This is a genomic window from Shewanella psychrophila, from assembly GCF_002005305.1.
In the GTDB taxonomy this organism is placed as follows: domain Bacteria; phylum Pseudomonadota; class Gammaproteobacteria; order Enterobacterales; family Shewanellaceae; genus Shewanella; species Shewanella psychrophila.
This window is the reverse complement of the sequence record NZ_CP014782.1, coordinates 2,501,248-2,526,962: the sequence shown is the minus strand read 5'-3', so window position 1 is coordinate 2,526,962 and position 25,715 is coordinate 2,501,248. Positions and strand designations below refer to the sequence as shown.

At 44.1% G+C, this 25,715-nt stretch carries 20 protein-coding genes; 11 read left to right on the top strand and 9 right to left on the bottom strand.

From position 1 onward, the window contains the following. Positions 1–163 precede the first annotated feature (163 nt). Positions 164–1,969, top strand: coding sequence for a M61 family metallopeptidase (locus tag sps_RS10925; RefSeq protein ID WP_077752552.1), 1,806 nt, complete (start codon positions 164–166; stop codon positions 1,967–1,969). Positions 1,970–2,042: 73 nt separating this feature from the next. Here the strand turns inward: sps_RS10925 and rdgC are convergent, their stop codons facing one another. Next, entirely contained in the window at positions 2,043–2,954 is a 912-nt protein-coding gene (gene rdgC, locus sps_RS10920; RefSeq protein WP_077752551.1) for a recombination-associated protein RdgC, read from the bottom strand. Positions 2,955–3,247: 293 nt separating this feature from the next. Here rdgC and sps_RS10915 point away from each other — a divergent pair, with 293 nt between their 5' ends. The 4 genes from sps_RS10915 (at position 3,248) to sps_RS10900 (ending at position 7,676) form a co-directional block, all read left to right on the top strand. Next, on the top strand, positions 3,248–4,210 hold the full coding sequence (locus tag sps_RS10915; RefSeq protein WP_077752550.1) for a porin: 963 nt from the start codon (positions 3,248–3,250) through the stop codon (positions 4,208–4,210). A 193-nt stretch (positions 4,211–4,403) separates the two neighbouring features. After that, positions 4,404–5,093, top strand: a complete 690-nt coding sequence (gene phoB / locus sps_RS10910) for a phosphate regulon transcriptional regulator PhoB (RefSeq protein ID WP_077752549.1) — start codon at positions 4,404–4,406, stop codon at positions 5,091–5,093. 82 nt (positions 5,094–5,175) lie between these two features. Next, entirely contained in the window at positions 5,176–6,483 is a 1,308-nt protein-coding gene (gene phoR / locus sps_RS10905) for a phosphate regulon sensor histidine kinase PhoR (protein WP_077752548.1), read from the top strand. Between the two features lie 221 nt (positions 6,484–6,704). Continuing rightward, positions 6,705–7,676 carry a PstS family phosphate ABC transporter substrate-binding protein gene (locus tag sps_RS10900; protein WP_077752547.1) on the top strand — a complete coding sequence of 324 codons (972 nt, stop codon included), beginning with the start codon at positions 6,705–6,707 and terminating at the stop codon, positions 7,674–7,676. 400 nt (positions 7,677–8,076) lie between these two features. Here the strand turns inward: sps_RS10900 and sps_RS10895 are convergent, their stop codons facing one another. Then, a complete protein-coding gene (locus sps_RS10895; RefSeq protein WP_077752546.1) occupies positions 8,077–8,967 on the bottom strand; it encodes a collagenase in 891 nt (296 codons plus the stop codon). Positions 8,968–9,198: 231 nt separating this feature from the next. Between sps_RS10895 and sps_RS10890 the strand changes: the two genes are divergently transcribed. Further along, entirely contained in the window at positions 9,199–10,983 is a 1,785-nt protein-coding gene (locus tag sps_RS10890; RefSeq protein WP_077752545.1) for a M1 family metallopeptidase, read from the top strand. A gap of 342 nt (positions 10,984–11,325) precedes the next feature. On the opposite strand, the gene sps_RS10885 is transcribed toward sps_RS10890, so the two are convergent. The 3 genes from sps_RS10885 to sps_RS10870 all read right to left on the bottom strand — a co-directional run bounded on the left by sps_RS10885 (position 11,326) and on the right by sps_RS10870 (position 14,160). Then, complete coding sequence (locus sps_RS10885; RefSeq protein ID WP_077752544.1) at positions 11,326–11,805, bottom strand: LabA-like NYN domain-containing protein; 480 nt, start codon at positions 11,803–11,805, stop codon at positions 11,326–11,328. Positions 11,806–11,868: 63 nt separating this feature from the next. Beyond that, the gene (locus tag sps_RS10880) at positions 11,869–12,735 is read right to left on the bottom strand and encodes a methyl-accepting chemotaxis protein (protein ID WP_169915747.1); all 867 of its coding nucleotides are present in this window, start codon (positions 12,733–12,735) and stop codon (positions 11,869–11,871) included. A 555-nt stretch (positions 12,736–13,290) separates the two neighbouring features. Then, positions 13,291–14,160: a LysR family transcriptional regulator gene (locus sps_RS10870; RefSeq protein ID WP_077752541.1), complete on the bottom strand. Its 870-nt coding sequence runs from the start codon at positions 14,158–14,160 to the stop codon at positions 13,291–13,293. A 134-nt stretch (positions 14,161–14,294) separates the two neighbouring features. Between sps_RS10870 and sps_RS10865 the strand changes: the two genes are divergently transcribed. After that, the gene (locus sps_RS10865; RefSeq protein ID WP_077752540.1) at positions 14,295–15,362 is read left to right on the top strand and encodes an HlyD family secretion protein; all 1,068 of its coding nucleotides are present in this window, start codon (positions 14,295–14,297) and stop codon (positions 15,360–15,362) included. A 213-nt stretch (positions 15,363–15,575) separates the two neighbouring features. Further along, positions 15,576–16,604, top strand: coding sequence for a DUF2955 domain-containing protein (locus tag sps_RS10860; RefSeq protein ID WP_077752539.1), 1,029 nt, complete (start codon positions 15,576–15,578; stop codon positions 16,602–16,604). A 6-nt stretch (positions 16,605–16,610) separates the two neighbouring features. On the opposite strand, the gene sps_RS10855 is transcribed toward sps_RS10860, so the two are convergent. Then, the gene (locus sps_RS10855; protein WP_237158056.1) at positions 16,611–17,078 is read right to left on the bottom strand and encodes a GNAT family N-acetyltransferase; all 468 of its coding nucleotides are present in this window, start codon (positions 17,076–17,078) and stop codon (positions 16,611–16,613) included. 346 nt (positions 17,079–17,424) lie between these two features. On the opposite strand from sps_RS10855, the gene sps_RS10850 reads away from it, so the two are divergent. Beyond that, positions 17,425–18,534, top strand: coding sequence for an efflux RND transporter periplasmic adaptor subunit (locus tag sps_RS10850; RefSeq protein ID WP_077752538.1), 1,110 nt, complete (start codon positions 17,425–17,427; stop codon positions 18,532–18,534). Further along, positions 18,534–21,641 (top strand): multidrug efflux RND transporter permease subunit, encoded by a 3,108-nt coding sequence (locus sps_RS10845; protein WP_077752537.1) that lies wholly within the window; start codon positions 18,534–18,536, stop codon positions 21,639–21,641. Before sps_RS10850 ends, sps_RS10845 begins: the two co-directional genes overlap by 1 nt. A gap of 75 nt (positions 21,642–21,716) precedes the next feature. On the opposite strand, the gene sps_RS10840 is transcribed toward sps_RS10845, so the two are convergent. The 3 genes from sps_RS10840 to sps_RS28490 are packed head-to-tail and all read right to left on the bottom strand — an operon-like array spanning position 21,717 to position 24,214. Next, on the bottom strand, positions 21,717–23,099 hold the full coding sequence (locus sps_RS10840) for an ATP-binding protein (RefSeq protein ID WP_077752536.1): 1,383 nt from the start codon (positions 23,097–23,099) through the stop codon (positions 21,717–21,719). Then, positions 23,089–23,802 (bottom strand): response regulator transcription factor, encoded by a 714-nt coding sequence (locus sps_RS10835; RefSeq protein WP_077752535.1) that lies wholly within the window; start codon positions 23,800–23,802, stop codon positions 23,089–23,091. The genes sps_RS10840 and sps_RS10835 overlap by 11 nt, the downstream gene beginning before the upstream one ends. Positions 23,803–23,848: 46 nt before the next feature. Continuing rightward, positions 23,849–24,214, bottom strand: coding sequence for a PepSY domain-containing protein (locus sps_RS28490; protein ID WP_169915745.1), 366 nt, complete (start codon positions 24,212–24,214; stop codon positions 23,849–23,851). A gap of 366 nt (positions 24,215–24,580) precedes the next feature. Between sps_RS28490 and sps_RS10825 the strand changes: the two genes are divergently transcribed. Continuing rightward, entirely contained in the window at positions 24,581–25,468 is an 888-nt protein-coding gene (locus sps_RS10825; RefSeq protein ID WP_237158055.1) for a choice-of-anchor H family protein, read from the top strand. Positions 25,469–25,715 lie beyond the last annotated feature (247 nt).

The following is a 25,715-nucleotide window of genomic DNA, read 5'->3' as shown; positions in this document are numbered from 1 at the left end:
AGCAGATACCTTGCCCTCTTAAAGGGACGTCCGGTCAGTTATTATAATGAAATAAATAGACTCGAAAAGGCACAGGTTTTAGTGATGCCGAGTCTTAAAAATAGAGATATACTCTCGAACTTATTATAAAAATAAATAACAATCATAACAGAAGGAATCAAGAGTGAAACCAGTAGTCCCATTGATTTTAACTTTAAGTGCATTTTTTTCCTCATCAACTTTGGCTGAGGTGAGTTATCGCATAGACCTCACCGATTCTAAGCATCATTTAGCTAAAGTTGAGGTGGATTTTCCTGAATCAGCAAGTTCGGATCTGAAAATTAACCTTCCCGTATGGCGTACAGGCAAGTATCAAGTCTTACCGCTAGCCGATGGTATTCGCTATTTTAGTGTAAAAGACCAGGCGGGCAATCATTTACCCTATACACGAACGGCAAGTGGTGAATGGACTGTTGAGTTGGCTGAACCGACCGCGGTGACAGTGAATTATCAGCTATATGCTAATCAATTAGGCCAAAGAGTCGGGCATATTGATGGGACTCATGCCTTTCTCGATGCCAGCGGAACCTTGGTATATAGCCCTGAATTTCAGGAGCAGGAGATCAAGGTCGAATTAGCCGTGCCTGATGCATGGAAGAGTTATTCAGGTATGGATTCGGGAGCACTGCCAAATTCATTTATGGCGAGCAATTATGATGTGTTGGTGGACTCTCCGATAGAGACGGGGATTAGTCATCACAGAGCGTTTTCTGCCGATGGTCGGGACTATGAATTAGTTGTGTGGGGAGAGGGCAACTATGACATAGAGCAGATGGTTACCGATCTAACTAAGCTCAGTGGTCAGGCTGGAGCTATCTGGGATGGATATCCGTTTGAGCGTTATGTGTACATGGTCCATGCTACAAGTGGTGTTCGAGGCGCGACAGAGCACCTCAACTCCACTGTGATTCAGCGCCCTCGTTTCAGTTATCGAGAACGTGAAGACTACTTAGGCTTCATTAAAACTGCTTCTCATGAGTTTATTCATACCTGGAATGTGAAGGCTTACAGGCCACAAGGTTTGGTGCCCTATGACTATCAGAAAGAGAACATATCCGAACTGTTATGGATTGCCGAAGGTTCGACAAGCTATTTTCAAAGCCAGTTGTTACTCAGAGCTGGAGTGATCACCCCTAAAGAGTTTTTTGAGGACTTAGCTAAACGAATTGCTCAAAGTGAGAATACACCGGGGCGTGAAGTTCAATCGGTGAAAGAGGCGAGCGTCGGAAAATGGGCGAGCACGGGGGGAGACTATGCCGTAAACCACAGTGCCAATATCTATTCTGAAGGCTATCTCGCTTCTCTGGCTCTGGATTTTTCATTGCTCAATGATACAGATCTTGATCATTCATACCGTGATGTTCATAAAGCGCTCTACAAGCAGCATAAAATCCCAGCGGGTTATTCCGTTTCTGATGTAAACCAGATTTTAAAAGATCTGTCTGGTGAAGATTATCAGCAGTGGTGGCAGACCCATGTTAACTCACCTATGAGTTTAGATTTCACCTCCTTGCTAGAAAATGCCGGTTTAAAGCCAGGTTACGGGGATGACTCTAAAGCCACGGCTTATGCCGGTGTAAAGTTGGGCGGTGATTCACTTAAACTTTCTGAAGTCTTGCGTGATGGACCCGCTTGGAATGCGGGTATCGTGCTTGGGGATGAAATTGTTGCCATCGATGGATTGAAAGTCACGGGTAAAGGTTTTGAATCTAGAATCAAAGACTTTAAACCGGGTGCTGAAGTTGTGGTGAGCTTGTTTAGCGATGATCGTCTCAAAGAGATAACGCTGAAACTGGGTGAGAAGCAGAGTGGTAAGTTGAAGCTACTGAGTGTGGATAAACCTAGTCGAGATCAGAAAGCCTTCTTTAAAGCCTGGTTAGGGATTGATTGGCCGTTCGATAATAAAGGTAAGCTAAAATCGGATAGTTAAACTTTAGTCGGCAATTAAAAAGCCCCTGACAACTTTTGTCGTCAGGGGCTTTTTAAATTAGAGTGGAAGAAAGTTAGATACTCTCTTCCAGTCCGCCTAGTACGTCTACCAGTGAGTTCATCAAGGCGATAAGCTCGCTACCCATCAAGGCAAAATCGGCATCGAGTCTGGCCATAGGATCTTCGGTACCCACTTCATCATTGCCGGCTCTGAATTCTTCAGAGAACTTAAGGCGTTTGATGCCAGCATCTGATTGCAATAAGAAAGCAATCGATTGGCCAAAGTGCAGCGCCAGCTTATGAACTTGCTTACCCACTTCGATATGAGCCAAGACTTCAGCTTCGGTCAAATCTTGTTGTTTGAAACGGACGATGCCTCCTTCATCCGAGTCAGACTTAAATTCAGCTTCATCTTGCATCTCGAATGGTGCAGGTGTCGAATTTGTCTTAACCCAATCGGTTAATTGACTCTCGATAGGCGCCTTAAAACTCAGAGGAATGATAGGTAAAGATCCCATGGCTTTGCGTAGTAGAGCCAAAAACTCTTCAGATTTCGCTGCGCTTGAACTGTCAACCAAGATCATCTCAATTTCAGGGATGATCAGGGCTCTAATTTGGCTACGTCTGGAGAAAGCGCGTGGCAGTAAGGTGATGACTATCTCATCTTTTAGAGCGTCCTTCTCTTTTTTCGCGAGCTTGCGATCTTCTTCGGCTTCGATTTGAGCCACTTTATCTTCTAAGGCTTCTTTTACCACTTGTGAAGGAAGAATTTTTTCCTCTTTAGTGGCACAGATTAGGTGTCTGTCGCTAGCACTGTGAACTAGAGTCTGACCCTGTTTCCCCAGAGCATTGGAGAAACCGAACTTGCTGATGTCTTGACTTGAGCATGGAGAGAAAGTGAAGTCTTCCAATGACTTTTCAAGAGCCTCAGTGTCAACAGAGAAAGGTTTATTAAAACGATAAACAGTCAGGTTCTTAAACCACATAATAAGCGCTCAATCAAAAAAATGAAGGCGCAGTGTAAGACATTGTCACTCTCGGGTAAACCTGAAAACACTTATAGATATGGCTCGGGTTGGGATAATTCATAAAACTGTCACATAAGGTTTTACTGGCCTGTAACCATTGATGTATATGAGGTTTATTTTTGTTTTTCCTCTCAATTACTGGTTTTTTATGAAATCTGATCTAGATTGAAATAAAACTGCAACAGAAACATTGCAAACTTCCGGCCGTCCAAACCAATAACCCAGACGAACAGATACGTCGAAAGGATTAAATGATGAACGTTTTTTGTAAAACTTTACTAGCTTCTGCGCTTGCTACTGCCACTCTAGCTTCTGCACATGCGGCAGATCCTCTCACTGTCTACGGTAAGTTAAACGTCACGGCTCAGTCTAATGATGTTAACGGTGAAACAGAGACTACGATTCAAAGTAATGCATCACGTTTTGGTGTGAAAGGTGCTTTCGAGCTCAGCAGCTCATTAGAAGCGTTTTACACTATCGAGTATGAAGTTGATACCGGTGATGACGTAAAAGAGAATTTCAAGGCCCGTAATCAATTTGTGGGTTTAAGAGGTGGCTTTGGTTCAATTGCTGTGGGTCGTAATGATACCCAGCTTAAACAGTCCCAAGGTAAGGTCGATCTGTTCAACGACCTTGAAGGCGATATCAAGAACCTATTCAAGGGTGAGAATCGCATGGCACAAACTGCCACGTATGTTACACCATCGTTCAGTGGTTTTAAGTTCGGTGTGACTTATGCTGCAAGTGGTGATAGTGACCAGCTAGAGCAAGATGGTTACAGTGTAGCTGCTATGTACGGTGATTCTGGTCTTAAAAAGTCTCCTATTTATGCCTCTATCGCATATGATTCAGACGTCAAAGGCTATGAAGTTGCACGTGCAACGGTTCAGGGTAAAATAGCTGGATTTAAGCTTGGCGCCATGTACCAGCAAGAAGAGAAGGTATATGAATACGACGAAGATAATGAGGTTGTTAATCCTTTCAATGGTGACAGCTACACAGGTTATCTATTAAGCGCTTCTTACACTATCGATGCAGTGGTACTTAAAACTCAGTATCAGGACATGGAAAATAAGGGTGATTCATGGACTATAGGTGCAGATTATAAGCTAGGTAAGCCGACTAAGCTTCTTGCTTTCTATACCAATCGTTCATATGAAGAAGTTGAAAACGATGACAAGTTTATCGGCCTTGGTATCGAACATAAGTTCTAATTGTTCTGATTTAAGAACAAAGTAAGAAGAAGGAGGCTTAGGCCTCCTTTTTTTATGCTGGATTTTTACCCATTTACATAAGTTTTATGACAATAATCTGCACTTTATGACAATATATGCTTAGCCGATCATAATTTTGTAATAAAACTGACCAATAATAGACGCGTGAACATTCACTGACAGAAGATTGCATATGACTGCTAAGATATTAATTGTTGAAGATGAGTTGGCTATCAGAGAGATGCTGACATTTGTTTTAGAGCAACATGGTTTTACCACCACTGCTGCTGAAGATTTTGACTCTGCACTGGACATGATATCGGAGCCGTATCCCGATCTTATTTTGTTAGACTGGATGTTTCCAGGCGGCAGTGGTATTCAACTTGCTAAACGCCTGCGCCAGGATGAGTTTACGCGCCAAATTCCTATCATTATGCTCACAGCGCGTGGTGAAGAGGAAGATAAGGTTCGCGGCTTAGAAGTTGGCGCCGACGACTACATGACTAAGCCTTTCTCCCCGAAAGAGCTAGTGGCTAGAATCAAGGCGGTGATGCGTCGTAGCTCTCCTACTAGCTTAGAAGAGCCTATCGATGTTCAGGGGCTAATGTTAGATCCAGTTAGTCACAGAGTGACCGTAGGGGATCAAGTACTGGACATGGGGCCGACGGAATTTAGGTTACTGCATTTCTTTATGACTCACCCTGAGCGAGTTTACAGTCGTGAACAGCTACTCGATAATGTTTGGGGCACCAATGTCTATGTCGAAGACAGAACCGTTGATGTGCATATCAGGCGCTTACGTAAGGCGATTGAACCATCTGAACACGATCGTCTGATTCAAACGGTTCGCGGTGCAGGTTACCGATTTTCTACAAGAATGTAATCCAGATTAAAAGCTTTAGGCACGAGATACAATTTAGGTTATCTTGTGCCCGTCTCTTACCTATGGTTTCGATGCTATTTCTATGTTTGATTCATATTCGGGTTATCGACTGCTATCACGGTTAGTAACTTATCTGGTGTTATGTTTTATTCTTGGTCTGCTCCTGGGCGAAGTAGTCTGGGTTCTTCTGATTGGCACTGTGGCCTTGCTGTTCTGGCATTATCGTCAACTCTCCAGACTTAACTTTTGGTTATGGCGTGACAGAAAGCTAACCCCGCCAAACGGTCGCGGTAGTTGGGAGGGCGTTTTCAATGGTATCTATCGCCTTCAGGGTAAAAATCGTAAACGAGTCTCCCAATTAGCTTTTCTGCTTGGCCGCTTCAGGCAAGGGGCTGAGGCACTTCCCGATGCTGCCGTGGTGTTAGATTCTGAGCACAATATCATCTGGTGTAACAAGCTTGCCCAGCTTTTACTGGGTTTTGTTTGGCCACTGGATAACGGACAGAGGATCGATAACTTAATTCGTCACCCTGACTTTTCTCATTACCTCAAAAAAGCCGTTTATCAAGAGCCATTCGAGTTGGCATCACCACTCTCTGAGGGACGTATTCTAGAGATACGTATCATGGGCTATGGCACAGGTCAGTTCCTCCTTATTGCTAGAGATATTACCCGAGTGAGACAACTCGAGGGGATGCGAAAAGATTTTGTCGCTAATGTATCCCATGAGCTGAAAACCCCGCTCACAGTACTTCAAGGTTATCTGGAAATGATGCAGTCCATGGCTGAGCCTGGCTCGCCAAATGTTAAGGCGATGGAGCAGATGCAACAACAAACTAATCGCATGCGCTCTATGGTTGAGCAGCTCTTAGTCCTGTCTAGAATAGAAGATTCAGCTGAATTAAATTTAAGTAATATCATCAATATGAATCATATGTTCGAAGTATTGAAAGAGGAGGCCAATGCGCTGTCTCAGGGGGAATATAGTCTGAGGTTTGATTGTGAGCCTGACTATCATCTCTATGGTAATGAAATTGAGCTCAGAAGTGCTTGTTCTAACCTTATTTCAAACGCGATTCGTTATACTGATCCTGGTGGTCAAATCACTATATGTTGGAAACGCGTGGCAACAGGTGGCCTGTTTAGTGTCACCGACAGTGGTTATGGTATAGCGCCCCAGCATATCGGTAGGCTCACCGAGCGTTTTTATCGCGTGGACAGTGCGAGAACAAGGCAAAGAGGCGGTACTGGCTTAGGTCTAGCTATTACTAAACATGCTTTGAGTAATCATCAGAGCGAGTTAATAATTGAGAGTGAACTTGGCAAGGGCAGCACATTTAGCTTCGTTATTCCGACTAATCTTATCGAAGGCACTCATCACTCAGATTAAATAAGTGATTCGGCAAAAGAAGCAGGCCTTGAGCCTGCTTTTTTATTTTCTGTCATAGAAATAGAACATGCTTAACGCCTCTTGCTTAAACAGGCATTAAAAAATGGCTAAATATGTCCATTGTCATCTAAGTGTCATACCAGAGTAATAGACTTGTCATCATAGAAACAGATACTGGCTGCAACTTAATTGAGCAAGTACGCTTAACACTGGAGCAAAGAATGAAACTGAAACAGCTTGTCGGCGCGGTTAGTTTAACAGCCGCTAGTGTATTCTCTGCAGCATCAATCGCTGCAATCGATCCGTCACTACCTGTTTATGAAAAAACAAGCGGTGTATCGGGTAACCTATCTTCTGTAGGCTCTGATACTCTGGCTAACATGATGACGCTTTGGGCCGAAGAGTTTAAAGAGATGTATCCTAACGTGAACATCCAAATTCAAGCCGCGGGTTCTTCTACTGCGCCTCCAGCGCTTACAGAAGGGACTTCTCAGTTCGGCCCTATGAGTCGTAAGATGAAGCCTAACGAAGTTGAAGCGTTCGAGAAGCATTATGGCTACCAGCCAACTAGGATTCGTGTGGCTATCGATGCCTTAGCCGTATTTGTTCATAAAGATAACCCAATAAAAGGTTTGAGCATCCAACAGATTGATGACATCTTCTCTGCAACGCACAAATGTGGCGGCAGCGATGTTAAGCGTTGGGGCGATTTAGGCCTTGAAGGCGGTTGGTCTGCTCGTGATGTACAACTTTATGGCCGTAACTCAGTATCTGGTACTTATGGTTACTTCAAGAAGAAAGCCCTGTGTAAAGGTGACTTTAAGGCGAATGTGAATGAGCAGCCTGGTTCTGCATCTGTGGTTCAGTCTGTGTCTCAATCACTCAATGCCATTGGATACTCAGGTATCGGCTACAAGACTGCTGGTGTTAAAGCGGTCGCTATTTCGAAGAAGGGCACTAAATATATAGAAGCCAATGCGGCGAATGCGGCTAGCGGTACTTACCCGCTATCACGTTACCTTTATGTTTACGTGAACAAGCATCCGAACAAAGACTTGTCACCAATGGACCGTGAGTTCCTGAAGTTTGCACTGTCTAAGCAAGGTCAGCAAATTGTTGAGAAAGATGGCTATGTACCACTACCACGTAGTGTCACTGCTAAAGATTTAGCCAAAGCGGGCATTCGCCTCTAAGTCGGTAAACTTATTTTTCCAAAAGGCCTCATTTGAGGCCTTTTTTGATCTTGGTTAATGGGTACTAATCCTAGGTTTAGGCTCTGGAACCTAGGGTTAACTTCTTAGACCATAATTTGAACAAAAAAAAGCGACCTAATCAGGTCGCTACATGTTCCAAATTTGGAATAGGGTGACAGTCGCGCTAGAAACTATCTAAAAGGGAGTGATGATGAACAATGAAAACGACTTTCATTCTCTGAATATTAGCCTGAAAATCAGTCAAAATATTAGTAAACAACAGAAGCCAAAAATTCGGTTCATATAATCAGAGCCCTCTTTATCCAGATAGTTCACCTTTTATTGGAAAAACTAAAAAAATTTTCCAGCCAACTCTCTCCAATTTCTAAAACGAACCAAATTAGCTGGTGAGTTTAACCAGCCAGGTCTTAAATTCCTCATCCATACTTGTGCCCCATTGCTTAACTAAAGCCTGATATCTAGGGTAGTCTCCCTTACGGGTGAAGGTGAGCATGGTATCTATTTTATTCTTGTGGTTTTCTATCATGAAGCGAACGGATAAATACCCCCAACGGTAGACTCTATCGGTGCCACCATTTTTTTCATAGCCAGTATTAAACAGCTCACTCAATGGGTAGTCAGTATTGTCCTGCAGGGATTTTTTCGCTAAGTCGATGGCGGCTTGGTTATCATTTCCCTGGGAGACATATTCACCTAAACCTTCGCTCCACCAGATTAAATATGGCAAGAGCGGGGCAGGCTTAGGGCAGTATTCAGGCGCGCTATGTGAGTCGTGAAGTGAGGCACAAAAATCACCATATAAGTTGAAGTGACCATCTAGATAGTGCACATATTCATGGGCTAAGTTCCAAATCTGCCCCTTTTTTTCATAGGCGACAAACTCTGCTTGATTGTCTGCCTGGCCAGGTAAGCCTTCGAGAAACATGCCGCCATTGTCACTGGGAACATCGAAATGAGCGGTTACATACTTAGCGTAATCTTCGCGAGAATGATAGACATTGGCACGCATACTCATATTGTTGTCGTTGTCGACAGGCTTACCCTGAGTACCAAAGAGTTGATGGAATTTAGCTTCTTGTTTGCCCATTAATTCACAGGCCTGGGCTATCTGCTGTTCCGTTAGCGCTTGTGAACGTATGACTATGGTGTCGCTACAGGCATGATTTTGAGATAATACCGCGGTTAAACTCCCTGGATTTTCTTGAACCGATGAATGACAAGCGCTCAAACTGAGCAGGCCCGTTAATGATAAAAGTTTCAACGTTTTCACTGCGTGTTCCCTCAAAATGTCTTTTTTTGTATACAATATCCTCAAGTGTTTCATCTAAGTTAAATGATGTCAATTGCAATGACATGTTCACCGGCTGTGGTTAAGATAATCGCTAGTATATTTATGGTATGTGTTATCAATGGCAGCGCTAGTTAAGCTTAGTGTATATGTGTCAGGCTATTTACATTTGAGATTTTAAGTTAATTTGTATTTGTTAAAAAGGAAAATGCAGTGTCAAAACAATGGGATAATAATCATGACTATCATTCATTTGCGAATGTCGATGAAATTAGAGTCAAGCATTTAGCATTAGATCTCTATGTCGATTTTAGAGCTAAACAGTTAACGGGTGTTGCTGAATTAGCGCTGGATTATATTGATACCAGTTGTCGCCATTTGTGGCTAGATCTGCGTGATCTCATCATACTGGATGTACGAGATGATAACGGAGATTCCTTAAGGTTTAGTATTGATAAACAAGACCCAATTTTAGGTGAAAGGCTGAATATCTCCCTCCTGAGCCAAAGCCGTTTTGTGAAGCTTAAATACCAAACTTCTCCAGATGCTCAAGGTCTGCAATGGCTAACCCCTCAGCAGACGAGTGGTAAGTCCTTGCCATTTCTATTCAGCCAATCTCAACCCGTTAATGCCAGAAGCTGGATCCCACTGCAAGATAGCCCTAAGGCTCGCATCACGTTCGAAGCCAATGTTAGGGTGCCAGCGGGCATGCGGGCAGTGATGAGCGCAATGAACGATGCGACGGCGATTCTGGATGGGGAGTTTTCCTTCTTTATGGAAAAGCCCATGCCTACTCATCTTTTGGCTATTGCTGTTGGGGATCTCGCCTTTGGAAAAATCGGCGAACGTACTGGGGTTTATGCTGAGCCCGAAGTATTAGATTCGGCGATCAAAGAATTTGAAGATACCGAACAGATGGTCGAAATTGCCGAATCTCTGTTAGGACCTTATCCTTGGGGGCGCTATGACATGATAGTCTTGCCACCTAGCTTCCCCTTCGGCGGCATGGAGAATCCACGTCTGGCATTTATTACGCCGACCCTGATCGCGGGAGACAAGAGCTTAGTGTCTACAGTGGCTCATGAGTTGGCCCATTCCTGGACTGGAAACCTTGTTAGTAATGCGACCTGGCGTGATCTCTGGCTCAATGAAGGCTTTACCACCTATTTTACCAACCGCATCGTCGAGGCTGTGTTTGGTAAAGAGCAAGCCGAGTTGGAAGTGGTATTGGAATATGGTCGTTTGAAAGAGGAGTTGGCAGCAACAGAGCTCGCCGAACAAAATTTGCCGGCCAATGTGCAGACACAAGATCCTAATGAAGCTTTCAATCGCTTTACCTATGATAAGGCGTCTATGTTTGTTCACGATCTGGAGTGCCGTTTGGGTCGTGAAGCCTTTGATAAGTTTCTCTATACCTATGTGCAGCACTTTGCATTTGAGGCGATAACCACTGAAACGTTTATTGAATATGCTAAGCAGACCTTGTTGGTTGAGCACGGTGATAAGCTCAGCGAGGCTGAGCTGTTGGAGTGGGTCTATGGTTGTGGTATGCCTGAGTGGTTTATTGCGCCTGTATCTAACAGTTTAGAAAAAGTCGAAGCCGCCATAGAGTCTTGGCTTCTAGGTGCACAAGCAAGTTCTTTAGAGACTGAGAGTTGGCGGGTTCATCATTGGCAGTATTTCTTAAATTCTTTGCCTGAAGCGCTTAATCAAGAGCAGCTGATGGAGTTAGATGAATGCTTTAAGCTGACTCAATCGACTAATGCTGAAATTGCCTGTGATTGGTTTAGGGTGGCGATCCGCAACCACTACGACCCAGTGTTACCAGCATTGAGTGATTATCTTATTCGTATTGGCCGAGGTAAGTTTGTCAGGCCACTCTATTCTGAGCTGCAAATTGCCGGCTATGAGACCGAGATTAAGGAGATCTATCGTCAGGCGCGAGTGGGCTACCATCCATCGATTGTCGTTCAGTTAGATAAGAGTATTGCACTTTAATTTTAAAGCAAAAAAAATGGCACCTCAATGAGGTGCCAAACATTCTTAATAGAATAAGTTCTGAACTGGTAAGCACTAAGCGCTAGCAAATTAACTTACCTTTCAGTTGAGAGCTCATTGAGCCCTCTAAAAGGGAGGTGATGAACCATGATGAAAACATGAAACAAGTTACACTCAACTTGCTACATATAGTAAGAGTCACGATCTCAGATAAAGTTCACCGTAGAAGATAAATAAATCTAACCTCAACACATTTTATGAAAAACAGTCGCCAACTTAAATGGTTAACCATTTGTTTTACTTGATAAATATATTAATTTATTATTGTTGTTTTTTTCAGTGTCAAAGTAATAGCGCATCATCGATTTCAACGAACTTACAGGCAGAGTCGATAAGTGACTTGGCTGTGAGTGTCGGTACACCATAAACTTGGGTGTCGACTCCATATTTTTGGTACACCTTGAGCATAAGTAAGTCGAAATCACCATCGCCAGAGAGCAGGATAATAGTATCCACTTCCGGGGCAGCTTCCATCACATCAATGGCGATTCCTACGTCCCAGTCGCCTTTTGCCGAGCCATCACTGCGTTGAATAAATGGTTTTAGCTTAACATCGAAGCCTATGTGTTTGAGTGCATCCTGAAATTTAAGCTGCCCATCATCGCCTTTGTGAATAGCGTAGGCTGTAGCCGAGACTATATCGCCCTCGTGGCCAATATGTTGCCATAACTTTCGGTAGTTAAACTGACGGCCATAAGCTTGGCGGCAGGTATAATAGATATTTTGTACATCGACGAAGATGGCGATTTTTTTATTTGTCATGCTTGTTTCGCTTTGGCTTGGCAGGAGAAAGGTATTCTTACTTATTTCCACGGCTGATTAAAGTTAAAATAACTCTATTTCTTGCTCTACATTCTCTGAAGCTTTTTGGCCTTCATTGGATTTACGTCTCACCGTACGTCTGTGCTCCTGCCATGGATTATCAGAAAGTACGAATACATCGAGTTTATCATGCACTACTTGACCTAAGTTTTTTAAATCATCGGATGAGACATTATGCATCTTCGATGTTTCAAGGGCGTCATTGTTGAGATCTTGCATGCCGGATATCGATGTTCTAACCTCTTCGGCCGCTTGAGTCTGACAAGATACCGACTGAGCAATAAGATCGATTGATGTTTTAGTTTCAGCGACTACAACCTCTATCTCATTAAGTTCCTGGTTCACTTGTTCCACTTGATTAACTGAATTTTCTGTTTGCCTATGACTGTCTTGAATGTGTTCGGAGAGATGTTCCGTCGAGCTTTGAATCTCTTCGATCATGGTTTTTACTTCGTTAGTCGAGACTCGTGTTCTTTGGGCAAGCGAGCGAACCTCATCGGCGACGACGGCAAAGCCTCTACCTTGTTCACCTGCTCGTGCGGCTTCGATGGCGGCGTTTAGAGCTAACAGGTTAGTCTGCTCGGCTATTGCTGTGATCACCTCTAAAATAGATCCAATTTGTTGACTAGAGTTTTGTAGTGATTGTAGCTCTACGAATGCCTCATCCATCTTTTTAGATAGTGAGTGTATTCCCTCTACGGTTTGAGCAACTATTTGTTGTCCTTGAACGACCCTATTTTCACCTCGAGTAGAAGCATCTGTCATAGAGCTTATTAACTCGTTCACTTGGGTTGAGGTTTGGTACATGCGATCGACAGAAGACTCTACTTGCAGGCTAACATTAGACTGGAGATTGGCTTTCTGCGTCATATTGAAATAAGTTTCTGATAGATCCGATGACATGGGGATAAGGCGGCTTGCCGACTCAGAAGCGGAAAATACTGCTTGCTCACATTGACTTAAATGCTGATTAAGTGAAACGTGCAGGTCAACAAGATGTGATGAAGACGGCGCTGCAATACGTTGAGTCAGGTCTATGGTTTTTTGGGGGGCGATAATACTGCAGTTATAGCTGTAACATCATTAATTATAAGGCGCTTGTCGTTCCAATGAATCCCTAGAATAATGACAATATTACTGAATCCTATTAAAAGAGCAGAAATTATCGATTCAGTTATCAGAAAGGAGATAACCAGAATAATCGATATGCTGGTAAGCACTAGGGCAAATCGAGGCAAGGGGCTCGCTTTAGTTTGAGTCATCTTATATCTCCGTATAAATCATATCCATCAAATAACTTAAACTATAGGCATACCCTGACTAACCCTAGTTGCATATTGCTCTTTTGTCAGCTTGAAAACAGATTACTTATATCCACTGCTATTAAATAAAAAACGAAACCATCTTTGTGTAAACTGCTTTGTTCTATGAGCTTCCATTGTCAAATGATTGCCGCAGAATTTGCACCATAGCTCGGGTCTTTTCTGGCAAGTAAGGTTGAGATGGGTAGATCAAGGTGAGTTTAAGCTCGGTAAAACTCTGCAGGTCTAAGATTTCATGCAAGCTAGCGTCTTGAAGATATTTGTCCACCAGTAATCTGGGCAGTAAGGCTACGCCCTTTCCTGATCTCGCCAGCCTGATAAGAAGCTGTAAATCATCGCTATAGAGGTGATATTCGACATCTGCTGGCAATAGGGACCTGCTATAACGACTCGCCAATACTTGATGAGATACTAGATCAGAAACTTGCGTAGGGGTACCAAACTGACTGAGGTAACTTGTCGATGCGACCATACAAAAGCTTAAATAGAGCAAGTGTTGCTGAACATAATCATCGTGTAATGTGCCTATGTAACTGGGTAGAATTTGCAGATCGGTATCGGTTCTTCTCAAGTCGATAGCCTGTTTCTGATGCTCGACTTCTAACCTTACATCAGGATATCGATTAACATAATCTTCGATAACGTTAGAGAATATCTCCGTCATTCCGAGAGCCGGAGGGATGGCTAGGCGCATTTTTCCCTGTGGTGCCTTTCGCTCTGTCTGCATCAAATTAATCGCTTCGTTTAACTTATTAAGGGGATCATCTACCTGTTCATATAGCCATTGTCCACGCTCCGTGAGCTCTATATTACGGGTGGTTCTGATGAGAAGCTGGTAGCCCAGTTGTTTTTCTAGTTCTTGTAAGCGCCGACTGACCTTAGAGCGCTGTAAGCCATTGGCCTTGGCGGCTGAACTGATCCCTTGGTGTCGTACAGTCTGTACAAACAAATTGATATCGTCGAAGCTTGGCATCTGTTAATCCATGATTTTTGCTTATTCTAGGTATACATTGTCCTACTAATAGGACGCCTGTGGCCTATGATACAGGCTATTTGTAGCAAAACTAGCGGTATATAATGCTCTGCTTAAGATTGAAAGGAGATTACATGGAGCTTGCAGAGCAAAAATTCAGACGTTGGATGACTATTTTAGTCATCATGTTCGTGGTGACTTGTCTCTACCTGGTTATGGCCGATCGCTATGCACCCATGACGACAGAGAGTCGGGTACAGGGCTTCGTCGTGCAGTTAGCCCCCGAAGTATCGGGTTATATAACCCAAGTAAACCTCAGCAATAATCAGCTGGTTAAATCTGGGGATCTGTTGTTTAGCATAGATGATCGTAAATTTACCTTAGCGGTCACTATGGCTGAGTTGAATTTAACGCAAGCTATCGAGGGAGAAGCATCTTTGTATGCTCAGGCTGCGGCGGCCAAAGCTAACGTTGCAACCAGTACCGCAGCATCTGACAATGCCATCAGGGAATTTCAGAGAATATCTAAGTTATCGACTTCAGGTTCTGTCTCTGAGTCTAAGCTTGATTCGACTAGGACATTGAGGGATGAGAGCTCGGCGAATCTTGTCGCAGCAAAGGCACAGCTCCAGGCGATAGAGACTCAGCTCGGTGATAGTGAGGGGGAGAGCAGCCTAGTACACTCGGCTGAGACAAGCTTAGCTCAAGCCAAATTAGATCTCTCTCACACACAAATAAAAGCACCCAGTGACGGTGTGGTGACAAATCTACAGCTACATAAAGGCAGTTTTGCCAGTGTTAACCAGCCTTTACTGACATTTATTCCTACCGATTCTCTGTGGATCACGGCCGATTTCAGAGAGAAGGCTACTTCCATGTTGCTGCCTGGTATGCACGCCGAAGTCGCCTTCGATGGGCTACCAGGAGAAGTGTTGGCTTTAGAGGTGTCCAGTCGTGACTTTGGTGTGGCGTCGGCGCAACAGAAAGCTAATGGTCAATTGTCATCGGTAGTGACCAGTAATCGCTGGGTACGCGATGCCCAGAGAGTCAGGGTAAATTTTAGCTCAGATACTAAACTTCCTGAAAATCTATTTGTTGGTTCTCGTGCAACTGTTATCATCTATCAAACTGATAATATTGTGTTTAATTTTTTTGGTAAGTTATTAATTCGCATGGTAAGTTTGTGTCACTATGTGTATTGATCACGCATTGAACTTAGACTAAACGAGTAAAAGGTAACTAGGATGTCATCATCAAAGAGTAAGCCAGTTAAAAGAGAAACTACGCCCCGATTGTTCCTGGGAGTTGGCGCTACTCTGCTGCTTGCCGTTGTTTTTGAACCGGTTGAAGCCCTGTTTATTCGGGCTATCACTATGGTTTATTTTCTGTTCTAGAGAGTCATTCGAGGAGGTAAGATGAAGCCGTTAAGGATCTGGTTCGCCTGTGTGTTAGGTGTGACCATAAGCACACTCCTCGGTTGGTCGAATGCCATGTTTATGGCCTTATTTCCCGTGTTTGTCTTGGTCAGTCTGAATCGTTGGAATACCAGCTTGTTTGTGCAGTTAATATTGGGCATCTTCTGGGTGAGTGTTCAAGTAAGTCTAATTATAGGCTTCTTGCAACCATATCCCGTACTCATGCTGATAGCCGTGGGTATCATGCTACTGTTTAAGTGCTTTGCCATGCATCATAAATCCACCTATTTATTCGGTTATGTGGGTCTACTCATAGGTTCGATTCTGCTTAACTTTGGCAGCTATCAAGCATTCGATTTAGAAAACTTTATTGTCGGGGTCTGGATTGCTGCCTTGATGACCTTGCCAATCTGTGGTCTGGCTTTTTATTGTTTTCCTGAGCCAGTAACTGATCAACCAATTATGAAGGTGGAAGGACAAGTTAAAGAGCCTAAAGCTATATTGGAACAAACTGCCTTGGGCTGGCTGGTGGCCATGGCTGCGTTTATCATTTTTCAGGTGGGTAGCTTAAATGATTCACTCTCGGCTCAGGCGAGTATCTTAGTCATCCTGGCACCTATGACTCTGGTTGGCTCTATGATGGCGGCAAAAATTCGCATCATAGGCACTGTGGCCGGTTGTATGGCAGCCATGGTCATTCAATTTGTGCTCTATGATATGTTTGATAACCCTATACTCTATCTCGTCTCTTATGCCATAGCAGCCGGGATTTTCTGTCGTTGGTTAGCAAAGGACAAAGTATGGACGGGAATAGGCTTCTCTGCTATTTCGGCGCTGACTATACCTTTGACTAATACTATGGTGCCGGGACAACAAGATGCCTTCTTCGCCATTCTTTACCGAGCTAGCTCCATCTTGGTTGCAGTGATCGCAGCCTCATTAATGATCTGGCTGGGGCATAAGTTGATTAAATCAATGCCTTGGTTATTCTCTTTGCCAAGGCGAGAGCCACTCGAAGAGAAAGGGTAAGGTAAATCACCGACTCAGATTCTTTACCTTGATATAGCCCATCAAGACTAACTCTTTATCTTGGCTGGTGTATTTAGCAAAAAGCCGTTCGATATCATTTGGAGCTTTGACGTCCTGGCTGAATCCATGTTTTCGGTAAAATCCAACTAGGTGTGGTAGAGAAAAAAGATAGGTTTTATCTGCTTTCAGTTTATCAGCTACATCATTTATGAGTTGATGACCTATGCCATTTTCTCTGTGGTCTGGGTGAACTAGCATACCGAGCAGTAAGTTAAATTCTCCGATAGGCCGAAACCTGAGGGCTGCAATAATCTGCTCTGCTTCGATGAAGGAGGCTTGAGGAAAAATTTGTTTGTCATTGCTTATGAATATGGCTATCTGCTCTTTTCGACTGATACGGGCATAGGGCATGAAGCTGCGATAAAAGCCGTAGACGCCTCTGCGATTTTTATTATCTAGCCAGATTAATTTCAATTTGAATGCCTCATAGGCGTCAAGCATGTTGACTGTGTGGATTATCGAAGAAGTTTATACCAAGAGTTATTGGTGTTCACTCAAGAGATAAATTGATTTGAGCTAGGTGTTAAAGGGCTTTTGTAGCCTTATAGCTTCCAAGTCTAACTTGTGTCTTTCGGTGCTTAATTGTGGATATTTGGCTCTCCTTATGTTGCTGTAACGTTTCGAGTCATGCTCTGTTACAAGATATTGCTCAATAAACACCTGGCATTTGCGTTGCTTTACACTGCTTTACTCTACAAAGACTAGTTTTTCTTTAAAATAGTGGCAATTCACAACCTTGGCATTAAAAGAAAACTCATCAATGAAAAAAAGTCTGCTATTGATCCCCCTAGTTATCGTGATAGCCGTTGTCGCATCGTTCAGTGGCTTTACTCAAGCGCAGAAGTCTAGCGATGAGCCGGCGCGTGCACCGCGTGTCGTGCCTGTTATCACGGGTGTCGTCGATCGGCATCTTTTATCTCAGACAATCTCCTTAATAGGCAAACTTGAGGCAGATAAATCTGTCTATATTTCTCCTGAAGTGGCGGGTAAGGTAAAGGCGATTCATGTGACTGCTAATCAGGAGATACATGCCGGCCAGCTGTTAATTCAACTCGAAGATGCTAAGCCTCAGGCGAGCGTGTCAGAGGCAAAAGCTTACCTCAACGATGAGAAACGTAAGCTAAAAGAGTATTTGAAACTTATCGATCGCAATGCCATTACCCAGACTGAGATTGATGCACAAAGAGCCAGTGTAGAAATTGCTACCGCCAGACTCGAGTCAGCTCAGGCTGAACTCGAATACCATTATATCAAGGCACCATTTGCCGGTACCGCGGGCTTACTGGATTTCAGTCGAGGGACTATGGTGACGGCGGGCAGTGAGCTTCTTTCCTTAGATGACCTATCGTCTATGCGCGTCGACTTACAGGTACCCGAGAATTATCTTTCTATGCTGAGCACTGGCATGACAGTCGCTGCCACCAATAGAGCTTGGCCAGATAGTGCCTTTACCGGGAGTGTGGTGGCTATTGATCCGCGTATTAACCAAGAGACGTTGAACCTTAAGGTACGGGTTAGATTTGATAATGCAAATCATAAGCTAAAGCCTGGAATGATGATGTCGGCGAGCCTGAGTTTTCCTGCCGTGTCAGAGCCTGTGATCCCGGTACAAGCTATAGAATATTCAGGCACCAAGCGATTTGTTTATGTGATCGGCGAAGACCAACTAGCCAATCGCACCCAAGTGACTCTAGGGGCGCGAATTCAAGACGAAGTCCTCATCACTGATGGACTCAGTGTCGGCGACCGCATCGTAGTACAAGGCTTAGTTAACATGCGTGACGGTCTGAGAGTGGACGACCTTTCCCAAAACGATGAGTCGATGACAGCAGGTCATCAATCAGGTGATTCTCAGGGAGACAGAAGTTAATGTTAATCTCTGATATCTCGGTTAAACGTCCCGTCGTTGCAATTGTTTTAAGCTTACTTTTATGTGTATTTGGTGCGGTTTCCTTCTCTAAATTGGCCGTGCGTGAAATGCCGGATGTGGAAAATCCGGTGGTAACGGTGATGACCACCTATGATGGCGCTTCGGCGACGATCATGGAGAGTCAGATCACCACAGCCCTGGAGGATGAACTCACAGGCATCAGTGGTATCGATGAGATAAGCTCAGTTACCCGCAACGGCATGTCACGGATCACCATCACCTTCGATCTCGACTGGGATCTTACCGAAGGCGTGAGTGATGTTCGTGATGCGGTTGCCCGCGCCCAACGTCGCCTACCAGACGAGGCGGATGATCCTATCGTCTCCAAGGACAATGGCTCGGGTGAGCCTTCAATCTATATTAACCTTAGCTCGTCTGTGATGGACAGAACCCAGCTGACCGATTATGCCCAGCGAGTGTTAGAAGACAGATTTAGCCTGATCACTGGCGTGAGTTCGGTGAGTATCTCTGGCGGCCTCTACAAGGTGATGTATGTGCAGCTCAAACCTGAGTTGATGGCGGGTCGTAATGTAACCACTGCCGATATCATTGCCAGTTTGAAGACCGAAAACGTCGAGACTCCTGGCGGAGAGGTCAGAAACGACACCACTGTGATGACAGTGCGCACGGCCCGTCTCTATAATAATCCTGAAGACTTTGATTACTTAGTGGTGCGCACCGCCAGTGATGGCACGCCAGTATACTTGAAAGATGTCGCCTCAGTTTTTGTTGGTGCGGAGAATGAAAATTCCACATTTAAGAGCGATGGCGTACCAAACTTAAGTTTAGGCATTATAGCTCAGTCAGATGCCAATCCATTAGAGGTGGCGAAGGCTGCGCATATTGAGGTCGAACGCATTCAGCAGTTCCTGCCAGAAGGGACTCAGCTGGTGGTCGATTATGACTCGACAGTTTTTATCGACCGCTCAATTACCGAAGTCTATAACACCTTGTTTATCACCGGCGCTTTAGTGATATTGGTGCTATACATCTTCATTGGTCAGGCGAGGGCGACACTTATCCCTGCGGTGACTGTACCTGTGTCACTGATCTCGGCATTTATTGCGGCTAACTTTTTTGGTTTTTCGATTAATTTGCTTACCCTGATGGCCTTGATTCTGTCCATTGGTCTAGTGGTGGATGACGCTATCGTGGTGGTGGAGAATATCTTCCATCATATCGAGAAAGGCGAGCCACCTTTGCTAGCGGCTTATAAAGGCACACGAGAAGTGGGTTTTGCGGTCGTCGCCACTACCGCCGTCCTTGTCATGGTATTTCTGCCTATTTCCTTTATGGAAGGCATGGTGGGGCGCTTGTTTACCGAGTTCTCTGTCATGCTGGCTATGTCGGTGATCTTCTCATCTATTGTGGCACTGACTCTGACACCTGTGCTCGGTAGTAAGATCCTCAAAGCTAACGTTAAGCCAAATCGTTTTAACCTATGGGTCGATACCGGCTTTAGTAAACTTGAGCGTGGTTACCGCATAGCAGTGGCCAAAGCCATTCAATTTAGACTTGCTGCGCCAGTGGTGATCATCTTATGTATTGTCGGCAGCGGTGTCTTGATGCTGAGTGTGCCATCCCAACTCGCCCCCCAGGAAGACAGGGGAGTAATATTTGCTTTCGTGAAGGGAGCTGAAGGTACCAGCTACAATCGCATGACTGCCAATATGGATATTGTCGAAGACAAGCTAATGCCACTCTTAGGCCAAGGGGTGATCAAGTCATTCAGCGTACAAGCACCGGCATTTGGTGGCCGTGCAGGGGATCAGACGGGTTTCGTTATCATGCAGCTTGAAGATTGGGAGCATAGGGATGTCAATGCTCAGCAAGCACTGGCAATCGTCGCTAAAGCCTTGCAGGGGATCCCCGATGTGATGGTGCGTCCCATGTTACCGGGTTTCAGAGGTCAGTCGAGCGAACCTGTTCAGTTTGTGATAGGTGGTTCAGATTACAAGGAGCTGTTTAAGTGGGCCGAAATCCTTCAGGAAGAGGCTATCCATAGCCCTATGCTGGAAGGCGCCGATCTCGATTATGCCGAGACTACGCCTGAACTGGTAGTGAGTGTCGACAGACAACGTGCCGCCGAGCTTGGTATTAGTGTTGCTGAAGTGTCTGAGACTCTTGAGGTGATGCTTGGAGGGCGCAGTGAAACCACATATGTCGATCGCGGCGAAGAGTATGATGTTTATCTTAGAGGGGACGAAAATAGCTTCAATAGTATGGCTGACTTGAGTCAGATTTATATGCGCTCGAGTAAAGGCGAGTTGATCACACTCGATTCTATTACTCATATCGAAGAGGTGGCTTCGGCTCACAAACTGAGTCACAACAACAAGCAGAAGTCGATAACCCTTAAAGCTAACTTAGGTGAAGGCTATACCTTAGGTGAAGCCTTAGATTTTCTCGATGCCAAAGCGATTGAGATCTTGCCTAGCGACATTTCTGTGAGCTATACGGGAGAATCGAAAGACTTTAAAGAGAACCAGAGTAGCATACTCATAGTATTTGGACTCGCTCTGTTAGTGGCATACTTGGTGTTGGCCGCTCAATTCGAGAGTTTTATTAACCCAATGGTGGTGATGTTTACTGTGCCTATGGGCGTCTTTGGCGGTTTCCTTGGCTTGTTCCTGACGGGGCAAGGACTGAATATTTATAGTCAAATCGGCATGATCATGTTGATCGGCATGGTGACCAAGAATGGTATCTTGATTGTAGAGTTTGCTAATCAGCTTCGTGATAAAGGGCTCGAGATCGAGCAGGCTATTATCGATGCTTCGGCGCGACGCTTGCGTCCTATCCTGATGACCGCATTCACAACCTTAGTCGGTGCTATTCCCTTGATTATGTCGACGGGGGCCGGGTCTGAGAGTCGTATTGCCGTGGGTACTGTGGTTTTCTTCGGGATGGCATTTGCCACGTTCGTGACACTTCTGGTTATCCCCGCCATGTATCGTTTAATCTCTGCGAAAACCACTTCACCTGGTTTTGTTGAGGCTCAGTTAGAAGAGGCGATAAAGGCGCAGAAGCTGGCGGTAGAAAATTAGTAAAACGAATCGATAGAATAATAAAGCCCTGTTAATACCGATTAACAGGGCTTTTTCTTTAAGTGAGTTAAATAATCAGTTAAAAATCAGGTTAAATTTAGCGCCGCCCAGGCTTTCTGAGCGAGACACTGAAAGTTGGCCTTGATAACTGTCGACCAGATCACGAACTATAGCTAGGCCAATGCCGTGTCCCTGTTGGTAGGAGTCTGCTCGTATGCCACGCTTGAATATTTCATTTTCTAATTCGGGTGATACTCCCGGGCCATCATCTTCTATCTGTATATTGAGCTTACCGCTTTCCATGTAGACCGTCAGGTGTACCTGAGCCTTGGCGGCCTTGCAGGCATTGTCGAGCAAGTTACCCAATATTTCGGTTAAATCTGCCTCGTCACCTTTGAAAATAGACTGTTCAGCGATATTTGAAACTATCTCTATCTGAGGTTCACGGTATATCTTAGGTAACGTTCTTACCAGTTTATCGGAAACCTTAATGACATCGATGCCTAAGTGCCAAGAGGCACCTGCTGCTGTTTGTGCTCGTTTAAGCTGATGGCTTATGATGCGGCTGATGATATTGGTTTGATCGAAGGAGCTCTTGCTCAGATCTTTCTGGCTTTGAATTACTGCTAGCGGCGTTTTTAAACTATGGGCGAGATCTGCTAGGGCATTTCGGTAACGTTTTCGCTGGCGCTGCTCGGTATTGAGCAGAGTGTTGAGTTGTTTCGCTACAGCTTGTAGCTCATTGGGATACTTCGCCTGGATTTGCATGGCCTTGCCTTGCTCTATCTCATTAAGTTCTTGCTTAAACTGAGTCAAGGGCTTAAGTGTCCATAGTAACCAGGCCAGCTGTACGACAAGCAGAAAAACCATCAAGATAACCAACCAACTCCAGAGGTGCTGATTTAATTGGTCAATCTGCTTCTGATAGTCATGCTGATCTTTAATGATATGAACTGTGAGTGGGAAGGCGATATTCTCAACACTGAGTCCGTCGCTGGATAAAATTTTTCGCTCGAAACTGGCACTGTAGCTGTAGATGATATAAGGATTACCATCAATCTCAATTTCCTTAAACTGGCTTTGACCTATCTTAGGTCGGGGTAAGTTATCGGGTAGGTCTAGCCCAAGAAACGAGTTGGATTGCCAAGTGACATTGGTTTTTTTATTATGACGGCTTTGAGTTGAAATAAGTGCAAAAAGACCCGACTGAATCACGTTAAATTGATTCTCTGCTAATGCTTCTGGCATCATAAGTTGGCCGTTGTCTACTTCTGTCACGGCTAAAATTGAGTAAAGGTAGGCTTTCAGTTCATTTTGCGCCGATGTTGAGATCTGTTGCTTGAATGCATCATTGAGAGTAAAACCAATTAGGGGCAGTAAGATTAAGATGAGTAAGAGCGCACTGATCATGAGGCGTGCCTTGAGTGAGTTTATCAGATTTGAGAGCTTACTTAGCATCTGACTCATCTTCAGTGCGCTGTTCGTTGGATGCCAGTGGAGTTAAACGATAACCTCGTCCTCTCAGTGTTTCAATCAGTCCGAGTTGGTTGTCTGGATCTAGTTTTTTGCGCAGGCGACGAATAAAGACTTCAATCACGTTAGAGTCTAAGTCGAAGTCTTGATCGTAGATATGTTCAATCAGCACAGTCTTAGATTTAACTTCCCCTGGGTGCAACATAAAAAACTCGAAAAGTTTGTACTCTGAACTACTTAAATTTATCAACTGCCCGGATTTTTTAACTTCTAAAGTACTGGTATTGATGCTGAAAGGCCCATTGTAGACCTGTGGACTGGCCTTACCTGCCGAGCGACGGATTAGTGCATTGAGGCGGGCGATTAACTCTTCCGGATGGAAAGGCTTAGTCAGGTAATCATCGGCGCCGGCATCTAATCCCTCGACCTTATCTTGCCAGCTATCGCGGGCGGTTAAGATCAAGATGGGAAAGTCTATCTCTCGCTCTCTGAGCTTGGTGATAAGTTCAATGCCATTAAGCTTAGGTAAGCCGACATCTATGATCCCGGCGTCATAGCTATATTCACTTCCCTGAAATAAACCATCTTCACCGTCGCTGGCCACATCCAGAGTAAAGTTGGCATCAATTAGGTGCTGTTTTAGATTCGCTTGTAGCTCCAAATCATCTTCTACTAACAGTATTCGCATTAGGTCGCCTCTGTAATGGTCTTCGCATTAAGTTTATAAACTGCAATTAGTTTCTACGCACACTGCCGGTTTTTGCGTCGACTGACACATAAAATACTGCTCCGGAACTGGACAATAGCTTGACCCGGTAACCTGGATTACCGTTAACTCGGCTCGATTGCACCTTGAGCACCTTGCCTGGGTATTGACGTTTCACTAATTGAATAGCCTGCTGAGAACTGGTGACTTTTAACTTTTGAGGGGGCTTTTTAGACTGAGTGGCCGCGCTTATCGAACTTAGGCTAACGACATTGACAGAGCTTACTGCTGAAACCATAGCTAGGTTAGCCATACTCGATGCAGCTCCCTGTAGCGGAAACAGTAAACAAGCCGATGTGATGAAAGCTAATGTTAAGCCTGAAGCCAATGTCATTGAGTATGTCCGATGTTTAAATGCCTATTTGCTATCAGTGTAAATATCCCATTCTTAAGACACAAGTTTTTACCTAAAGAAGCCCAAGAGTTGAACTAGTCAGTTTAATGGGTCTGTTTAGTAGTCAAAGTGCTTTAAATCAATTGGTATTAGTTATACCTCAGCTAACATGAACCCAAGATGACAATGCTGGATGCATTAATTACGACGGACAATTCATCTTTCGAATTTTATTACAGACCATTTTTAACGTTCAGCTTATGTTCACCTTAATTCGTCTTTAATGATCTCAACGACTGGAATAATGAGGTTTATATGATGAATGTGAACATAAATAATCAGACTAGAGCGCTAAATTGTGTAAAAATGGATATTCAATCTTGGAGCTGTAATCAACTATTTGCATTAACTATGATTGCAGGGGCTTTAATCTCATTTGTTCCAATTGCTTACGCCAGTGATGAAGAGGTTATTAGTCTAGTTGAAAGTGTAAACTTACAGACGTTTTCAGTTGGAAATCAAACTCAATTAGTGGAAGAGGCTGGGCTGGATACTCGCTTAAATCAATTGAAGCAACAAAAGCCATTTGTATTGCCGAGTACCAAAGCTAAATCTCGTGAGCAGATCATTGCCGAGCATAAAAATGGCAAAACTTCTCCTAAGTATTCTCTGCAGAAAAGCGGACTAAAAACAGCAAACGACGATGCTCAGTCAGCTGTCCCTAAAGCCTTTTCTAATCCTATTTACCATGAATTCTCTATCTATGAAGCCAGCAGTCGACTTTTCGTCGATGATGATGCTAACGGTTTCTATCAAACCTTTAGTGTGACGTTCGATGCCGATGTCTTTGGGCCTGATGCCGTTGAGATCGCCGATGTTTACGCCGAGCTCTATTTAAGTCGAGACGGTGGTCCTTGGGTGCATTATTACACCACTGATATTTTTACAATACTTGGTGACACGAGCGATGATGATTTTGAAGTCATGACAACGCTGCATAATGGCTATTACACAGACCATTATGACGTGCTAGTCGATCTATACGAAGTTGGATTCGATGATATTGTCGCCACCATAAGCTCAGATGATACTGATAATTTATATGCCTTGCCTTTAGAGAGCAGTGATAGAGACGCTGTATATACAGGAGGGGATGCTAGTAGTGAAGGCCAAGGTGGCGGTGCATTTTCATTTATTTCTATTTTAGCCTTAGGTTTGTTTGCCTGTCTGAGGAGGCGAAAATTATCGCCTTGATTTGATTTAGTCTGATTTTTAGTGAGCTGTCGAACTTTACCTTAGGTTTGCATTATCAGTTTTAAAGGTTAATTTAGTCTTAGATAATCCTTTAGCTTGGCATTTTTATGCCAAGCTTTTTACGTTTAGTGTATACCGCCAATGAAAGTGTAAAGCCATCAGTTTATGCGTTGAGATAAAGTCTCCCGCGACAGTCACCTAAGTTAATTCCTCAATAAGCCTCTGAGTAAATTTAAAGCATACTCTT